The organism is Haliea atlantica, assembly GCF_054779855.1.
This window is the reverse complement of record NZ_BAAGXL010000003.1, coordinates 799423-814002: the sequence shown is the minus strand read 5'-3', so window position 1 is coordinate 814002 and position 14580 is coordinate 799423. Positions and strand designations below refer to the sequence as shown.

The 14580-nt window shown below is 68.7% G+C and carries 14 protein-coding genes; 8 read left to right on the top strand and 6 right to left on the bottom strand.

Annotation, left to right across the window (positions count from 1 at the left end):
- Positions 1-10 precede the first annotated feature (10 nt).
- Positions 11-793, bottom strand: a complete 783-nt coding sequence (locus ACYVGS_RS03805) for a VUT family protein (RefSeq protein ID WP_460587306.1) — start codon at positions 791-793, stop codon at positions 11-13.
- A gap of 1 nt (position 794) precedes the next feature.
- Positions 795-1496 carry an SDR family NAD(P)-dependent oxidoreductase gene (locus ACYVGS_RS03800; RefSeq protein ID WP_460587305.1) on the bottom strand — a complete coding sequence of 234 codons (702 nt, stop codon included), beginning with the start codon at positions 1494-1496 and terminating at the stop codon, positions 795-797.
- 116 nt (positions 1497-1612) lie between these two features.
- On the opposite strand from ACYVGS_RS03800, the gene ACYVGS_RS03795 reads away from it, so the two are divergent.
- On the top strand, positions 1613-2095 hold the full coding sequence (locus ACYVGS_RS03795) for a 6-pyruvoyl trahydropterin synthase family protein (RefSeq protein ID WP_460587304.1): 483 nt from the start codon (positions 1613-1615) through the stop codon (positions 2093-2095).
- A 63-nt stretch (positions 2096-2158) separates the two neighbouring features.
- Here the strand turns inward: ACYVGS_RS03795 and prlC are convergent, their stop codons facing one another.
- Complete coding sequence (prlC, locus tag ACYVGS_RS03790) at positions 2159-4192, bottom strand: M3 family metallopeptidase (protein WP_460587303.1); 2034 nt, start codon at positions 4190-4192, stop codon at positions 2159-2161.
- A 63-nt stretch (positions 4193-4255) separates the two neighbouring features.
- Between prlC and ACYVGS_RS03785 the strand changes: the two genes are divergently transcribed.
- Complete coding sequence (locus tag ACYVGS_RS03785) at positions 4256-6307, top strand: S9 family peptidase (RefSeq protein WP_460587302.1); 2052 nt, start codon at positions 4256-4258, stop codon at positions 6305-6307.
- Positions 6308-6389: 82 nt separating this feature from the next.
- Here the strand turns inward: ACYVGS_RS03785 and ACYVGS_RS03780 are convergent, their stop codons facing one another.
- On the bottom strand, positions 6390-7772 hold the full coding sequence (locus ACYVGS_RS03780; protein ID WP_460587301.1) for a DEAD/DEAH box helicase: 1383 nt from the start codon (positions 7770-7772) through the stop codon (positions 6390-6392).
- Positions 7773-7896: 124 nt separating this feature from the next.
- On the opposite strand from ACYVGS_RS03780, the gene ACYVGS_RS03775 reads away from it, so the two are divergent.
- Together ACYVGS_RS03775 and ACYVGS_RS03770 are read left to right on the top strand one after the other, a co-directional pair.
- On the top strand, positions 7897-8868 hold the full coding sequence (locus ACYVGS_RS03775; protein ID WP_460587300.1) for a quinone oxidoreductase family protein: 972 nt from the start codon (positions 7897-7899) through the stop codon (positions 8866-8868).
- Positions 8868-9455, top strand: a complete 588-nt coding sequence (locus ACYVGS_RS03770; RefSeq protein WP_460587589.1) for a GNAT family N-acetyltransferase — start codon at positions 8868-8870, stop codon at positions 9453-9455. The genes ACYVGS_RS03775 and ACYVGS_RS03770 overlap by 1 nt, the downstream gene beginning before the upstream one ends.
- A 58-nt stretch (positions 9456-9513) precedes the next feature.
- Here the strand turns inward: ACYVGS_RS03770 and cysK are convergent, their stop codons facing one another.
- Positions 9514-10479 (bottom strand): PLP-dependent cysteine synthase family protein, encoded by a 966-nt coding sequence (cysK, locus tag ACYVGS_RS03765; protein ID WP_460587299.1) that lies wholly within the window; start codon positions 10477-10479, stop codon positions 9514-9516.
- 252 nt (positions 10480-10731) lie between these two features.
- On the bottom strand, positions 10732-11181 hold the full coding sequence (locus tag ACYVGS_RS03760) for a TlpA family protein disulfide reductase (RefSeq protein WP_460587298.1): 450 nt from the start codon (positions 11179-11181) through the stop codon (positions 10732-10734).
- A 112-nt stretch (positions 11182-11293) separates the two neighbouring features.
- Between ACYVGS_RS03760 and arsC the strand changes: the two genes are divergently transcribed.
- The 4 genes from arsC to sppA are packed head-to-tail and all read left to right on the top strand — an operon-like array spanning position 11294 to position 14518.
- Positions 11294-11647, top strand: a complete 354-nt coding sequence (gene arsC, locus ACYVGS_RS03755) for an arsenate reductase family protein (protein WP_460587297.1) — start codon at positions 11294-11296, stop codon at positions 11645-11647.
- Positions 11644-12243 (top strand): NADPH-dependent FMN reductase family protein, encoded by a 600-nt coding sequence (wrbA, locus tag ACYVGS_RS03750; RefSeq protein WP_460587296.1) that lies wholly within the window; start codon positions 11644-11646, stop codon positions 12241-12243. The genes arsC and wrbA overlap by 4 nt, the downstream gene beginning before the upstream one ends.
- The gene (locus ACYVGS_RS03745; RefSeq protein ID WP_460587295.1) at positions 12240-12629 is read left to right on the top strand and encodes a DUF2069 domain-containing protein; all 390 of its coding nucleotides are present in this window, start codon (positions 12240-12242) and stop codon (positions 12627-12629) included. The genes wrbA and ACYVGS_RS03745 overlap by 4 nt, the downstream gene beginning before the upstream one ends.
- Positions 12626-14518 (top strand): SppA family protein, encoded by a 1893-nt coding sequence (gene sppA, locus ACYVGS_RS03740; RefSeq protein ID WP_460587294.1) that lies wholly within the window; start codon positions 12626-12628, stop codon positions 14516-14518. Before ACYVGS_RS03745 ends, sppA begins: the two co-directional genes overlap by 4 nt.
- Positions 14519-14580 lie beyond the last annotated feature (62 nt).

The window sequence follows — 14580 nt, the reverse complement described above, 5'->3', positions numbered from 1 at the left end:
CGGCCCGCCTTCAGTCCACCGCGATCAGGCCCTGTCCGGGCACGGCAATGTCATCCGGCCCCAGGTGCAGGTAGCGCCGCAGGTGGTGCACGGCCAGGTAGAAGGGCAGGGTGTCGAGCAGGGCTACCAGGGCCTTGAACAGGTAGTTGCTGCCGATCAGCACCAGCAGCGCCTGGAAGGCGATCTCCCCGCGCAGGAAGGCAGCGCCGAAGGTCACCGTGATCACCATCACCGAGTCCACCATCTGGCTCATCAGGGTGCTGAAGTTGTTGCGTACCCACAGGTACTTGCCGCGGGTGACCCGGCGCCAGAAGTGGAACAGCTGCACGTCGCAGTACTGCGCTGCGATGTAGGCGAGCATGGAGGCGAAGACGGCCCCGGAGGTGGTGGCGTAGATCAGCTGGTAGAGGCCGATGCTGCCGCTCACGGTCTCGCCGTTGGGCAGGCTCACCGGCGCCGCCAGCTGCAGCACCTGCCAGGGCGGCATGGCCTCCGGCCCCACCGAGGGAGTCGCGTCCCCCAGGAAGAGCACCCCGAGGATAAAGAAATTCAAACCCAAGCCGACGCTGACCAGGAAGTTGGCCCGGGCGCGGCCGTAGAGCTCGCTGACCAGGTCGGTGCAGAGGAAGGTCAGGGGATAGGGGAGCACCCCCACCGCCAGGGCCATGGGGCCGAGCTGGATGAAACGGGTAATGCCGATGACGTTGAGCAGGGTCATCGCGCACAAGAAGGTGCCCGCGAGGATCAGGAAGACGCGCTCGCGGCGCTCCCAGACCACCTCCAGCGAGGCCACCTCAGCTTTCCCGCTGACCCAGGTTGGCGTGCAGGACGGTGCCGTTGATGACCGGATTGGCGTGGGCCCAGACGATCACTTCGGCGATTTCGCCGGGTTCGATCATGCGTCCGAAGGCATTCATGTCGGCGATCGCCGCGCGCACCTCGGGGTTGTCACCCAGGTGGGTGCGCAGCATCTCCGTGTCGGTGAAGCCGGGACAGACCAGCGTCGTGTGCACGCCGCGCCCGCCGAGGTCCTGGCAGGTGGCGCGCATCATGCCCAGCTGGGCGTGCTTGCTGGTGACATAGCTGAAAGAGCCCGGAACCGCCTTCTCGGAGAGGGTCGAGCCGACGTAGATCACGCTGGAACTGCGGGGCAGCAGGGGCAGCAGCTGCTGGTTGAGGCCGTTGATGCCAATGATGTTGGTTTCCAGCACCGCGCGCAGGCTCTCGCTGCTGCAATCCAGGGCGCTGTCCTTGAGCATCTGGCTGGCGTTGTGCACCAGGGCCACACTGCTGCTGGCGTTGACCACGGCGGTGAGTTCGCTGCAGGCGTCGGCGATGGAGGCCTCCGACTGCAGGTCGCAGGCGATATTGAGCACGCCCTCGTCCGGGCAGGCGCGCCGGGACAGGTTGTAGACGGTAAAACCCGCTGCCTGGAAGCGCTGGGCGGTGGCGCGGCCGATGCCGGCGCTGGCACCGGTGATGATGGCTGTCTGCATGCTGCTCCCCCTTCTGTCCATGAAGCGTGTATTGTGCCTTGTGGCAGGCGGCTTGCCTATCGCCGACCCAGCCCTGACAATGTTGTGTCCGCCAAACGGGAGGGAGACCCGCCGCCATGGAGCGTCTGACCACACTGTACATCGACAAGGAAAGTCACAAGTTCTCCGCCGCTCACTACACCATTTTCTCCGCCACCGAGCGGGAGCGTCTGCACGGTCACAATTACTCGGTCTCCGCCCGCATCGTGGCGCCGATGGGCGACAACGGTTTTGCCGCCGACTACAACGTCTACAAGCAGCGCTTGAAGGCGCTCTGCGATGCCCTCGACGAATACATGCTGCTGGCGGCGGACTCGCCCCACCAGCACATCGCCGAGGAGGATGGCGAGTACCGGGTGTACTTCCACAAGGAGGAGATGCGTTTCCTCAAGAGCGACACACTGCTGCTGCCCCTGCGCAACGCGACCGTGGAGGAGTTTTCCGCCTACCTGCTGCAACAGCTGCTGATGCTGTCGCGTGAGGACGACCTGCGCGAGGTGGAACTGTGCGTGGCCTCGGGCCCGGGGCAGAAGGGCTGCGCCAGCTGGCGCAAGCCCTGAGCGCTGGCCGCCAGCCGCGCCGCCCCTGGCGGGCCCGCGGCTTTGCGCTGAAGTCCGCCGGCCTTAGGCGGCGATACCGGTGTGGCGCAGCAGGGCGTCGATCTCCGGTTCGCGGCCGCGGAAGGCCACGAACAGGTCCATGGCCTGGCGCGAGCCCCCCGCCTCGAGGATGTGGCGGCGGAACTCGGCGCCGGTGCGCGGGTTGAAGATGCCTTCCTCCTCGAAGCGGGAAAAGGCGTCCGCCGACAGCACCTCGGCCCACTTGTAGCTGTAGTAACCCGCCGCATAGCCGCCGCCGAAAATGTGCGAAAAGCTGTGCTGGAAGCGATTGAAGGGCACCATCGGTACCACCGTAACCTGCTCGCGCACCGCGTCCAGTACCCCCTGCACGCTGACGCCGTCCTGACCCCAGTCGCGGTGCAGGCGGAAATCGAACAGGGCGAACTCCAGCTGGCGCACCATCTGCATGCCCGCCTGGAAGTGCCGCGCGGCGAGCATTTTCTCCAGCAGGGCGTCGGGCAGGGGCTCGCCGCTGTCCACGTGGCCGGAAATGAAGGCCAGGGCCTCGCGCTCGTAGCACCAGTTCTCCAGGAACTGGCTGGGCAGCTCCACCGCGTCCCAGGCGACGCCGTTGATACCCGAGACCGCGGCCACCTGCTGTTGCGTCAGCATGTGGTGCAGGCCGTGGCCGAACTCGTGGAACAGGGTGGTCATCTCGTTTTCAGTGAGCAGGCTGGGCTGGCCGTCCACCGGCGGTGTGAAGTTGCACACCAGGTAGGCCACCGGCAGTTGCAGGCTGCCATCGGCCAGCCGACGGCGGATGCGGCAGTCGTCCATCCAGGCGCCGCCGCGCTTGTGACTGCGGGCGTAGAGGTCCAGGTAGAAGCGCGCGATGGGCGTCCCCGCCTCGCGCACCTCGAACAGGCGCACATCCGGGTGATAGCGGTCGAAGTCCTCCAGCTCCACCACGGTGACACCGTAGAGACGCTCCACCACCGTGAACAGGCCGGCGAGCACCCTGGGCATGGGCAGGTAGGGGCGAATCGCCTCCTGGGAGACGTCAAAGGTGTGCTGGCGCAGTTTTTCACTGTAGTAGCCGACATCCCAGGGTTCCAGGGTCTCGACCCCGTGCTGCTCCCGGGCGTAAGTCGCCAGTTCCTGCCATTCGCGGCGCGCCTGGGGCAGGGAGCGTTCCGCCAGCTCCTCGAGGAAGGTGACCACCTGCTCGGTGCTGTCGGCCATCTTGGTGGCCAGGGACAGGGCGGCGTAGTCGGGGTAGCCGAGCAGGCTGGCCAGCTCCTTGCGCCGGACGAGAATCTCCTCGATCAGCGGGCCGTTGTCCCATTGACCGGCGTGGGGGCCGGTCTCCGAGGCCCGGGTCACGTTGGCGGTGTAGATCTCCTCGCGCAGGGCGCGGTTCTCGCAGTAGGTCAGCACCGGGAACAGGCAGGGGAAGTCCAGGGTCAGCAGGTAGCCCTCCTCGCCGCGCTGTTGTGCCGCCTGCCGCGCCACCGCGAGGGCGGATTCCGGCAGCCCCGTCAGCTCCTCGGCGCTGGCCTTGCGGGTCCAGGCGTTGGTGGCGTCCAGCACGTTGTCGGTAAAACGGCTGGAGAGCTCGGAGAGCTCCTGCTGCAGCGCGGCGTAGCGTCGCTGTTCAGCCTCGGGGAGGGCGACGCCGGCCAGCCGGAAATCGCGCAGGGCATTGCTCAGCGCCTGCTGCTGGGCCTGCGCCAGATCGGCGAAGGCCGGGCTGTCGGCAATTGCCTGATAGGCCTCGTAGAGCCCCCGGTGCTGGCCGACCCAGGTGTTATACTCGGACAGCAGCGGCAGGCAGGCGGAGTAGGCCTGGCGCAGTGCTTCGCTGTTGAGTACCCCGTTGAGGTGCGAGACCGGCGACCAGGCCCGGGCCAGGTCGTCGTCGAGGTCCTCGATACGCTGCGGGAGGCTGTCCCAGTCGGGCGTGCCGGGCTGTGCCAGCAGGTCCTCGATAGCGGCCTTGTTGCGGGCAATCAGTTCCCGGATGGCGGGCTCCACATGCTCTGGCCGGATGTGCGAAAAAGGCGGCAGCTCGTGGGCTTCCAGCAGGGGATTCGACATGATGGCGGTGGCTCCGTCTCGGGGGTGGCCGGCTATGGTAACGGAAGACACGGGAGGCGGGGAATGCGCAGCTTGAAAGTCCATCTGGTCACGCTCCTGGCGGGGCTGCTGCTGGCATTGCCGGCCGCGGCCCTGCCGCGATTCAGTCCCGAGGATGTGTTCCACCTGTCCTGGGTGAGCGATCCCCAGGTGGACACCCGGGGTGAACGGGTGGTCTACCTGCGCCACGGCATGGATGTGGTCCGGGACCAGCCGGTCAGCCAGCTCTGGCGCATCGACACCGACGGCGGCAACCACCGGCCGGTGACCACGGGCTGGGATCGCGTGTCATCGCCGGTCCTGTCGCCCGGGGGGCGGCGCGTGGCCTACGTGCGCAAGGACGAGGCCGGCCAGCAGTTGTTCGTCACCTGGCTCGACAGCGGCCAGACCACCCAGCTGACCCGTCTGCCGCGCACTCCCGGCCAACTCGCCTGGTCCCCGGACGGGCAGTGGCTGGCCTATCGCCAGCGGGTGGTGGACGATGCGCCGGTGCTGGGCGAGATGCCCAAGGCCCCCGAGGGCGCCGAGTGGGCGCCGCCGCCGACGGTGGTCGAGCGAGCCATCTTTCGCAATGACGGCAAGGGCATGGCCCCGCGGGGATACGACCATGTGTTTGTGATCGCCGCCGCGGGGGGTAGCCCGCGTCAGCTGACCCGCGGTGACTTCCACCACAGCGGCGGTATCGCCTGGGCCGCGGACAGCCGTTCCCTGGTGGTGTCCGCCAACCGCAATCCCGACTGGGAGCTGGACACCCAGAACACCGACCTCTACCGCGTGTCCCTGGTGGACGGTTCGGTCACCGCGCTCACCGAGCGGCGCGGCCGCGACGACGACCCTGCCGTCTCGCCCGACGGGCGGCTGATTGCCTGGACCGGCTGGGACGACCGCGGCATGGGCTATAACCGCAACCGCCTCTACGTGATGAACAGCGACGGCAGCGAGCGCCGGGAACTCCTGGCGGAGCTCGATCGCAGCATCCAGTCGCCGCGCTGGGCCGCCGATGGTCGGCGCCTGGTGTTCCGCTACGACGACCGCGGCGAGACGGTCCTCGCGGCGGTGGATCCGGGCGGTCGCCTGCAGGAACTGGCCCGGGGTATCGGTGGCACGTCGATTGGCCGTCCCTACAGCGGCGCCGATCACGCCGTGGGTGGTCAGGGCGTGGTGGCCTGGACTGGCGGTGAGCCAGGATGGCCCGCCGACCTGGTGCTCGGGCGCCTGGGTGACTCGCAATCGCGGCGCCTGACCCGGCTCAACGACAACCTGCTGCCCTACCGCGAACTGGGCCAGCTGCGGGAGCTGGAGGTGACCGCTTCGGCGGACGAGCGCGCGGTGCAGGCCTGGGTGCTGACGCCCCCGGGCTTTGACCCCGGGCAGCGCTACCCGATGGTGCTGGAGATCCACGGCGGCCCCTTCGCCAATTACGGGCCGCGCTTTTCCGCGGAAATGCAGCTGCTGGCCGCGGCGGGCTACGTGGTGCTCTACGTCAATCCGCGGGGCAGCACCAGCTACGGCGAGGAATTCGCCAACCTGATCCACCACAACTACCCGGGGCAGGACTACGACGACCTGATGTCGGCGGTGGACGCGCTGTTGGCGGAAGGCTATGTCGACCCGGAGCAGCTGTTTGTCACCGGCGGCAGCGGCGGCGGTACCCTGACCGCGTGGATCGTGGGCAAGACCGACCGCTTCCGCGCCGCGGTGGTGGCCAAGCCGGTGATCAACTGGGCCAGCTTCGTGCTGACCGCCGACATGACGCCCTACTTTGCCCGCTACTGGTTCGGGGAAATGCCCTGGGAGAACCCCGAGGCCTACTGGCGGCGCTCACCGCTGTCCCTGGTCGGCAAGGTGACGACCCCGACGGCGCTGCTGACCGGTGAAAACGACCTGCGCACGCCGATGTCGGAGACCGAGCAGTACTACCACGCCCTGCGCCTGCGCGGGGTGGACACCGCCATGGTACGGGTGCCGGGCGCATCCCACAGCATTGCCCGCCGGCCCAGCCAGTTGGTGGCCAAGGTGGCGGCGATCCTGGGCTGGTTCGAGCGCTATCGCGGCGAGACCGCGGGCGGGCAGTAGCGCGCCCCGGGGCCGGGTCCGCCCGCGTCGAAAGCGGTGACGCGGGCAGCAGTGCCGGGGACTGCCTGCCGCCCGCCCGGGGTCAGTCGGAGCTTTCGGTCCTGCCGGGTTTCTTTTTCATCAGCGGGGCAAAGCCGTCGTTGCCCACGGCTGGCGCCGCCTTGAGCCGCCCCCGGGCGCGCTTCGCCGCCGGTTTGCCGGTGCCGGTCCCTTTCTTGCCCGGCTTGCGGGTGGCCGTATCGGCCTTGCGCTTGCCGCCAGTGGTCTTTTTCGCGGCATCGCTTTTTTTCTTGCGCGTGCCCGCGGCCTTGCCCGAGGCCCGCTGCTTTTTGGGGCCTGCGTAACGGGCCTTCAGGCCGGGCACTGAACGCGGTGCGAAGGCGATCTGCATGAAACCCTGGATGCTGATCATGCGGTTCCACTCCGAGGCATCCACGAAGAGTATCGACTCGCCGCTGGCGCCGGCGCGCCCGGTGCGGCCGGCCCGGTGCAAATAGTCGTCGCCGCCGAAGGGGGTGTCGTAGTGAATGACCCGCTGGATGTCGTCCACGTCCAGGCCCCGGGCGGCCAGGTCGCTTGCCACCACCACCTGCAGGCCACCCTGGTTGAAGCGCTGCATGACCGCCTTGCGCTCCTCGGTGGTCAATTCGCCGTGCAGGCAGGCAGCGCGCACGCCGGCGGCCTGCAGCAGTTTTGCCAGGCGCGCCGCGGTGGCGCGCTTGTTGGCAAAAACCAGCTGTCGGCCACTGCTGTCCGCGGCCAGTGCCTGCAGCAGCTGATCCTTGTGGCCCTGGCTGTCCGCCAGGATCCGCTGGTGGACGATGCCGGCCGGCAGGCCACCGGTGATGTCCAGGGGGTCCCGCTGCAGCGCTTCGCTGACCGCCGTCACTCGGCTGTCGTGGAGGGTGGCGGAGAGCAGCAGTGTTTGGCGCTGCGCCGGGCAGGCCTCGGCCAGAGTCATGACGTCCTCGCGAAAGCCCATTTCCAGCATGCGATCCGCCTCGTCCAGGACCAGGATGCGCACCTGGGACAACAGCAGGCTGCCGCGGCCCAGGTGGTCGATCAGGCGCCCGGGGGTGCCGATCAGCAGCTCCGGGTTGCGGCGCAGCAGGGACTGCTGGAAGCGGAAGTCGGCGCCGCCGGTGAGGGCCTCCGCGCGCAGGCGGGTCTTGGCCAGCAGCTGGCGGGCCTCCTTGAGCACCTGGCGGGCCAGTTCGCGGGTTGGTACCAGTACCAGGACCAGGGGGCCCTCCGACTGACTGGGCAGGTCGCCGAGCAGGAACTGCAGGGCCGGCAGCAGGTAGGCCAGGGTCTTGCCGCTGCCGGTGGGGGAACTGATGCGCAGGTCGCGACCGGCGAGGGCCGGCGGCAGCACCGTGGCCTGTATCTCGGTGGGGCGTTCAAGGCCCTGTTCCTCGAGAGCCAGTAGCAGGCGCCGGTCCAGCGCTTCGTGAAAGTCGGTCATGGGTGTCCTGGTCGGTCTGCTGCGTGGGGGCGGCAGTTTACCACGCGGGTCATTGCCGCGCGGGCCCGCTTGTTGGCACACTGCCGCTTTTGTGGCAGCTCACGACAAGTGACAGGGGGCAGGAGTGGCTCGACAGATCTGGATTGAACGCAGTGGTGGACCGGAAGTGATGCAACTGGCCGATCGGACGCTGGAGTCGCCCGGGCCCGGCATGGTGCAGGTGGCGGTGCAGGCCGCTGGCCTCAACTTTATCGATACCTACCACCGCAGCGGGCTCTACCCGATTCCCCTGCCCTCAGGCCTGGGCAGCGAGGGCGCCGGGGTGGTGGAAGCCGCGGGGGAGGGCGTGGAGCTGCCGGTGGGGGCCCGGGTGGCCTGGTGCACGGCGACCCTGGGCTCCTACGCCGAGCGGGTCAACCTGCCCGCCGATCGCCTGGTGGTCCTGCCCGACGACATCGATGCGGAGACTGCGGCGGCGGTGATGCTCAAGGGGCAGACGGTGGAGTATCTGCTGCGGCGCACCTATGCGCTGCAGCCGGGGGAAACCTGCCTGTTCCACGCCGCCGCCGGTGGCGTGGGCCTGCTCTTCGGGCAGTGGGCCAGTGCCCTGGGGGCCGAGGTGATCGGCACGGTGGGCAGTGATGAAAAGGCCGAGCTGGCCCGTCGGCACGGCTACCGGCACGTGATCAATTACCGCCGCGAGGACGTGGCGGCGCGGGTGCGCGAGATCACCGCTGGCGAGGGCGTGCCGGTGGCCTACGATGGAGTCGGGCGGGATACCTTCACCGCCTCCCTCGACAGCCTGCGTCCGCGCGGCCTGCTGGTGAGTTTTGGCAATGCCTCGGGGCCGCCGCCGGCGCTGGAGCTGCAGGAGTTGACCCGCCGGGGTTCGCTCTATGTGACCCGGCCCACCCTGGCCACCTATACCGCCAGCGCCGAGGAGCTGCAGGCCTCCGCGACGGCGGTGTTCGAACAGTTGCAGCGCGGGCATCTCACGGTGGACATTCGCCAACGCTACGCCCTGGAGGACGCGGCACAGGCTCACCGCGACCTGGAGGCGCGGCGCACCACCGGCTCCAGCGTCATCCTGCCGTGATGCGCGAGCCCGAAGCGGTCACCCTGCGTGGCCCCCGGGTACGCCTCGAGCCCCTGGGGCCAGCGCATGCCCAGGGACTCTACCTGCTGGGGCAGTATGCGCCGGACTGGGCCTGGCTGCCCCGGGGCTGTTTCCTCGACGTCGCCGACACCCGACAGTGGATCGACGAGGCCCTGAATCGTCCTGACCAGCTGCCTTTTGTACTGCTCGACCAGCGCAAGGGCCGCACCCTGGGCAGCACGCGCTACCTCAATATCTGCATCGAGCACTGCCGGCTGGAAATCGGCTGGACCTGGCTGGGACGGGAGTGGCAGGGTACCGGGGTGAATACCGAGGCCAAGTACCTGTTGCTGCGGCACGCCTTCGAGCGCCTCGGCTGCCGGCGGGTGGAGTTCAAGACCGATGCCCGCAATCACCGCTCCCAGGCTGCCCTGGAAAAACTCGGCGCCGTCCGCGAAGGGGTCCTGCGCAAGCACATGGTGGCCCAGGGCGGCGAGCCCCGGGACAGTGTCTACTTCAGTATTGTCGATGACGAGTGGCCGGCGTTGCAGGCCCGGCTGGCAGCCGGGCTGGGTGTGGCCGACTAGCCGGATTCGCCGCACAGCCCGGGAGTGCCGGCGGCGAATTGGCGCAGGGGCTGGCCGCCTATTGCACCATTTCGTTATCGCTGAAGCGCCCCTCGAACAGGGCGGTGCTCAGGTAGCGCTCGCCCGAGTCGGGCAGGACCACGACAATAGTCTTGCCGGCATTTTCCGGCTCCCGCGCCACCCGGTCGGCCACCGCCATGGCGGCGCCGCAGGATACCCCGGCGAGGATGCCTTCCTCCTGCATCAGGCGGTGGGCCCAGGCCATGGCGTCCTCGTTGCTGACCTGCTCCACCCGGTCGACCATGGCCAGGTCCAGGTTCTTCGGCAGGAAGCCGGCGCCAATGCCCTGGATCTTGTGCGGGGCGTGGGTCGGCTCCTCGCCCTTCATGGCGGCGCTGATCACGGTGCTGCTGGCGGGCTCCACCGCGACGGTCTGGATGGCCTTGCCCTCGGTGAGCTTGATATAGCGCGAGATGCCGGTCAGCGTGCCGCCGGTGCCGACCCCGGAGACCAGGATGTCGATGGCGCCGTCGGTGTCGCGCCAGATCTCCGGGCCAGTGGTGCGCTCGTGGATGGCCGGGTTGGCGGGGTTTTCAAACTGGCGCGGGCCCCAGTGGGTATCCGGGTTTTCCTTGAGCAGCTCCTCGGCTTTGGCGATGGCACCGGGCATGCCCTTGGCGCCGTCGGTGAGCACGATCTCGGCGCCCAGGGCCTTCATCAGCTTTCGCCGTTCCAGGCTCATGCTGCTGGGCATGGTCAGCACACACTGGTAGCCGCGGGCGGCGGCGACGAAGGCCAGGGCGATCCCGGTATTGCCGCTGGTGGGCTCGACAATGGTCATGCCGGGCTTGAGCCGGCCATCGTCCTCCGCGGCCTGGACCATGCTGGTGCCGATGCGGCATTTCACCGACATGGCCGGGTTGCGGTTTTCCAGCTTGGCGTAGACCGTGCCCTGGGTGATGCGATTGATTTTGACCAGCGGCGTGCCGCCGATGGACTCTGCGTTGTCGCGGTAGAGGGTCATGGCAATGTCCTTCTGCTGTGTACTGTCCGGGGGATACTGAGGGTAGACAAGCTGCGGAGAGCTGTCCACGCCTGGCCGGGGCCAGTGAGAGGTGATTTTTTGACCGCGCGCGTGGAACTTGCGTCTATGCCGCGGGTCAGAATGGACAAGCAGGGCGGCGTGCTGTTTGGGAGACTCGCACGCGGCCCTACCGTTCAGGTCCTGAACCCCCTTGTGAGACCCCTGCTCTGACCGGCCGCCAGGCCGGTTTTTTCATTGCGCGTCCGAATCGCTGCGAATCGCTGCCAGCAGCGAGGCTTCCGTCTGCGGGCCAACCAGGCTGGCGGTGAGAGTGCCCTGCGGGTCGAGAATGAAAGTGGTTGGCAATACCGAGGGCCGCGGCTGGCCCAGCAGCTCCGCCGGGTCGCTTGGCAGGGTCGGGAAGGCCACGCCCAGGGCCTCGATCTGGCTGGCCAGCGCCTCCCCGGTGGCGCCATCGTAGTTGACGCCGAGTACCGCGATATCGTCGTGGTCGGCATCCAGGGCATTGAGCTCGGGGATTTCCTCGATGCAGGGCTTGCACCACTGGGCCCAGTAGTTGACCACAACCCACTGTCCCTGCAGCTCGGCCAGTTGCTCCGCCGCCGTCGGCGCGCGCTCCTGCCCGCAGGCAGCCAGCATGGTGAAGAGCAGGGGGGAGAACAGCAGCTTCAGGCGGGGCATGGGGCTCCAGTCGGGGTGTCCAGATGGCGCGCCATTATGCCCCAGCTGCGGTCCTGCGACCAACGCGGCAGCTGTTATAATGGCGCGACACGCCCTGTACAGGAATAGTTTCGTGAGCGATTGCACCCTCTACCACAACCCCCGCTGTTCCAAGTCCCGCGCTGCCCTGGCTCTGTTGGAGGAGCGCGGCGTCGAGCCCGAGGTGGTGCTGTACCTGCAGACCCCGCCCACGGCGGCGGAGCTGAAAAGCCTGCTGGGCAAGCTGGGCCTGTCCGCGGCGGAGCTGGTGCGCAACAAGGAAGCCGCCTACAAGGAGCTCGGGCTGAGCAAGGACAGCAGCGAGGCGGAGCTGCTGGCGGCGATGGCGGAAGAACCCAAGCTGATCGAGCGGCCGATCCTGGTGCGCGGTGAGCGCGCGGTGATCGGGCGCCCCCCCGAGAATGTCCTCGAGTTGCTCGAGGCATGAGCGAGGCCTACATTCTGGTGCTGTATTACAGCCGCCAGGGCGCGACGGCCACCATGGCCGAGCAGGTGGCGCGCGGGGTGGCCCTGGTGCCGGGTATTGAAGCGCGGCTGCGCACGGTGCCTCCGGTATCGGCGACCTGCGAACAGGCGGAGGACGAGATTCCCGCGGCGGGCCCGTTGTACTGCAGCCTCGACGACCTGCGCGACTGTGCCGGCCTGGTGATGGGTAGCCCCACGCGCTTCGGCAACATGGCCGCCCCCCTCAAGTATTTCCTCGACCAGAGTTCCGGCCTCTGGCTGAGTGGTGCGATGATCGACAAGCCGGCGGCCGTGTTTACCTCGACCTCCAGCCTGCACGGCGGTCAGGAGGCGACGCTGTTGAGCATGATGCTACCGCTGCTGCACCACGGCATGCTGCTGGCCGGGCTGCCCTACAGCGAGCCCGGCCTGATGCGCAGCGAGTCCGGCGGCACGCCCTATGGCGCCTCCCACTGGGCGGGGCCGGACAATCAGCGCGCGGTGGATGAGCAGGAGGCGGCCCTCTGTCGCGCCCTCGGGCGCCGGGTCGCCCGCCTGGCTGCGGAGCGTGCGGCATGAGCCCAAGTACCCTGCCTCCCCGCGCCGGCGCCAGCCTCTGGGCCTGGTGGCTGATCTGGCTGGCCTGGGCAGGCCTGCTGCTGCAGCAGGTCCTGGACGCCTGGCTGACTGGCGTGCCCTGGGTTATCTGGCTGGGCAAACTGCTGCCCCTGCTGATCTTCCTGCCCGGCATGCTGCGCGATCGCCTGCGCAGCTTCATCTGGCTGTGCTTTGTCTGCCTGCTGTATTTCATTGCCCTGGTGGAGCGGGTGTTTGCCGTCCCCACTGGCGTACTGGGCTGGTCCGGTTTGCTGGCAGTGTGCCTGCTGTTCAGCGCCGGTATGCTCTACGTGCGCTGGCGGGCGCGGGAGCTCCGCCAATCTGATCCTGCCCCGGAGTCTGCATGAGTCGATCCCCCTCCCTGCTGCGCCGCCTGTTCGCCGGCCTGTGGCGCCTGCTTACCTGGTTCCGGCTGGCGCTGTCCAATCTGCTGTTCATCGGCGCCCTGGTGCTGATTTATTTTCTCTACTTCGCCGACACTCAGAAGCCGCTGCCGCCGAAGGCTGCCCTGCTGGTCAACCCGGTGGGGGTGCTGGTGGAGGAAAAGCGCCCGTTGACGCCCCTGGAGGCACTGGCCGGCCCCCCCGGCCCGGCGGACAGTGAAGTCCTGCTGCGGGATGTGCTGGATGCCATCCGGCTGGCCGCCGACGACCCCGCCATCACCGCACTGGTGATCGAGCCCGAGCTGATGATGGGGGCCGGGCTCAGCCGCCACCTGGACATTGCCGCGGCGGTGGAGACCTTTCGCGCCAGCGGCAAACCGGTGATCGCGGTGGCGGATTACTTCACCCAGGACCAGTACCTGATGGCCAGCCAGGCGGATGAAATCCTCATGCATCCTCTTGGCGCCGTCGCCCTGGAGGGCTTTGCCAGCTACCGCAACCACTTCGCCGAGGCCCTGGACAAGCTGTCGGTGTCGATGCATGTCTTCCGCGCCGGCGAACACAAGTCGATGGCCGAGCCCTTCCTGCGCAACGACATGTCACCTGCGGAAAAGGCCATCACCGAGCGCTGGCTGAGCGATCTCTGGGGCCAGTACACGACCCAGGTGGAGGCCCGCCGCGGCCTCGCCGACGGCAGCGTCGATGCCTATGTGGCCAACTACCCCGAGGGCCTGGCGGCGGTACAGGGCGATACCGCGCGCCTGGCCCTGGAAACCGGCCTGGTGGACCAGCTGCTCAGCCACGAGCAGAGCAACGAGTACCTGGTGGAGCGCGTCGGGGCGGCCAACGAGGATGGCCTCTACGAGGCCGTGGGCTTCCAGCGCTATGTCGCCCACAAGCGGCCGCCGGTGCAGCCCGGGCCCGAGGGCGAGCGCATTGCGGTGATTGTCGCCGAGGGCAACATCCTCCCCGGCGACCAGCCCCCGGGCAGCATTGGCGGCGACAGCCTGACCCGCCTGCTGCACGCCACTGCCGAGCGCGAGGATGTGTCGGCGATTGTGCTGCGGATCAACAGCGGCGGGGGCAGTGCGTTCGCCTCGGAGCTGATTTACCAGGCGATCGCCGACATCCGCGCCGACGGCCTGCCGGTGGTGGCCTCCATGGGGCCGCTGGCGGCCTCCGGCGGCTACTACATTGCCGCCGGCGCCGACCGGGTGCTGGCGACCCCGGCCACCCTCACCGGCAGCATCGGCGTGGTCGCCGCCTTTCCCACCTTCGAGAAACTGCTCGAGCGGGCGGGGGTGAATACCGACGGTGTGGGCACTACCCCGATGGCCGGAGCGGTGCGCCTGGACCGCCCCCTGCAGCCGGAGCTGGCCAGCACCTTGCAGCACACGGTGGATTTCACCTATCGCACCTTCCTCGAGCGCGTGGCCCAGGGCCGCGACCTGCCGCTGGAAGCGGTGGCGGAAGTCGCCGAGGGCCGGGTCTGGAGTGCCGGGGATGCCCTGGAGCACGGGCTGGTGGACCAGTTGGGCTCGCTGGAGGCGGCGATCGCCGAGGCCGGGGCCCTGGCGGGCATCGCGCAATGGGGGGTGGAGTATGTGCAGCCGCCCCTGTCGCCGCGGGAGATGCTCTTGCAGCAGCTGGCCAAGCGCGCCCAGCTGTGGCTGCCCGGCCTGCTGCCGGAGGTGGCGGGCTCTGCCTGGCTGCGGGCCGCGGCGGGGCAGGCGCCGGCAGGCGTCGGCCTGCCGGCGATGCTGGGCCCCCTGCGCCAGGCAGCCGACCAGCTCGCCGGGCTCTCCGATCCGCGTCACCTGTATATGCAGTGCAGTGGCTGCATGGCCCCCTGACGGGGGGCGGGCCACTGCCGTCCAGGGCCGACCGCGGCTAACAGCGGCCGGTCCCGCACTCC

Coding starts and splice junctions, on each gene's coding strand:
- ACYVGS_RS03785 (WP_460587302.1), top strand. CDS start 4,256: ATGCGCAGCTTGAAAGTCCATCTGGTCACGCTCCTGGCGGGGCTGCTG.
- ACYVGS_RS03745 (WP_460587295.1), top strand. CDS start 12,240: ATGAGCCCAAGTACCCTGCCTCCCCGCGCCGGCGCCAGCCTCTGGGCC.
- sppA (WP_460587294.1), top strand. CDS start 12,626: ATGAGTCGATCCCCCTCCCTGCTGCGCCGCCTGTTCGCCGGCCTGTGG.
- ACYVGS_RS03795 (WP_460587304.1), top strand. CDS start 1,613: ATGGAGCGTCTGACCACACTGTACATCGACAAGGAAAGTCACAAGTTC.
- ACYVGS_RS03780 (WP_460587301.1), bottom strand. CDS start 7,772: ATGACCGACTTTCACGAAGCGCTGGACCGGCGCCTGCTACTGGCTCTC.
- ACYVGS_RS03760 (WP_460587298.1), bottom strand. CDS start 11,181: ATGCCCCGCCTGAAGCTGCTGTTCTCCCCCCTGCTCTTCACCATGCTG.
- prlC (WP_460587303.1), bottom strand. CDS start 4,192: ATGTCGAATCCCCTGCTGGAAGCCCACGAGCTGCCGCCTTTTTCGCAC.
- cysK (WP_460587299.1), bottom strand. CDS start 10,479: ATGACCCTCTACCGCGACAACGCAGAGTCCATCGGCGGCACGCCGCTG.
- ACYVGS_RS03770 (WP_460587589.1), top strand. CDS start 8,868: ATGCGCGAGCCCGAAGCGGTCACCCTGCGTGGCCCCCGGGTACGCCTC.
- ACYVGS_RS03800 (WP_460587305.1), bottom strand. CDS start 1,496: ATGCAGACAGCCATCATCACCGGTGCCAGCGCCGGCATCGGCCGCGCC.
- wrbA (WP_460587296.1), top strand. CDS start 11,644: ATGAGCGAGGCCTACATTCTGGTGCTGTATTACAGCCGCCAGGGCGCG.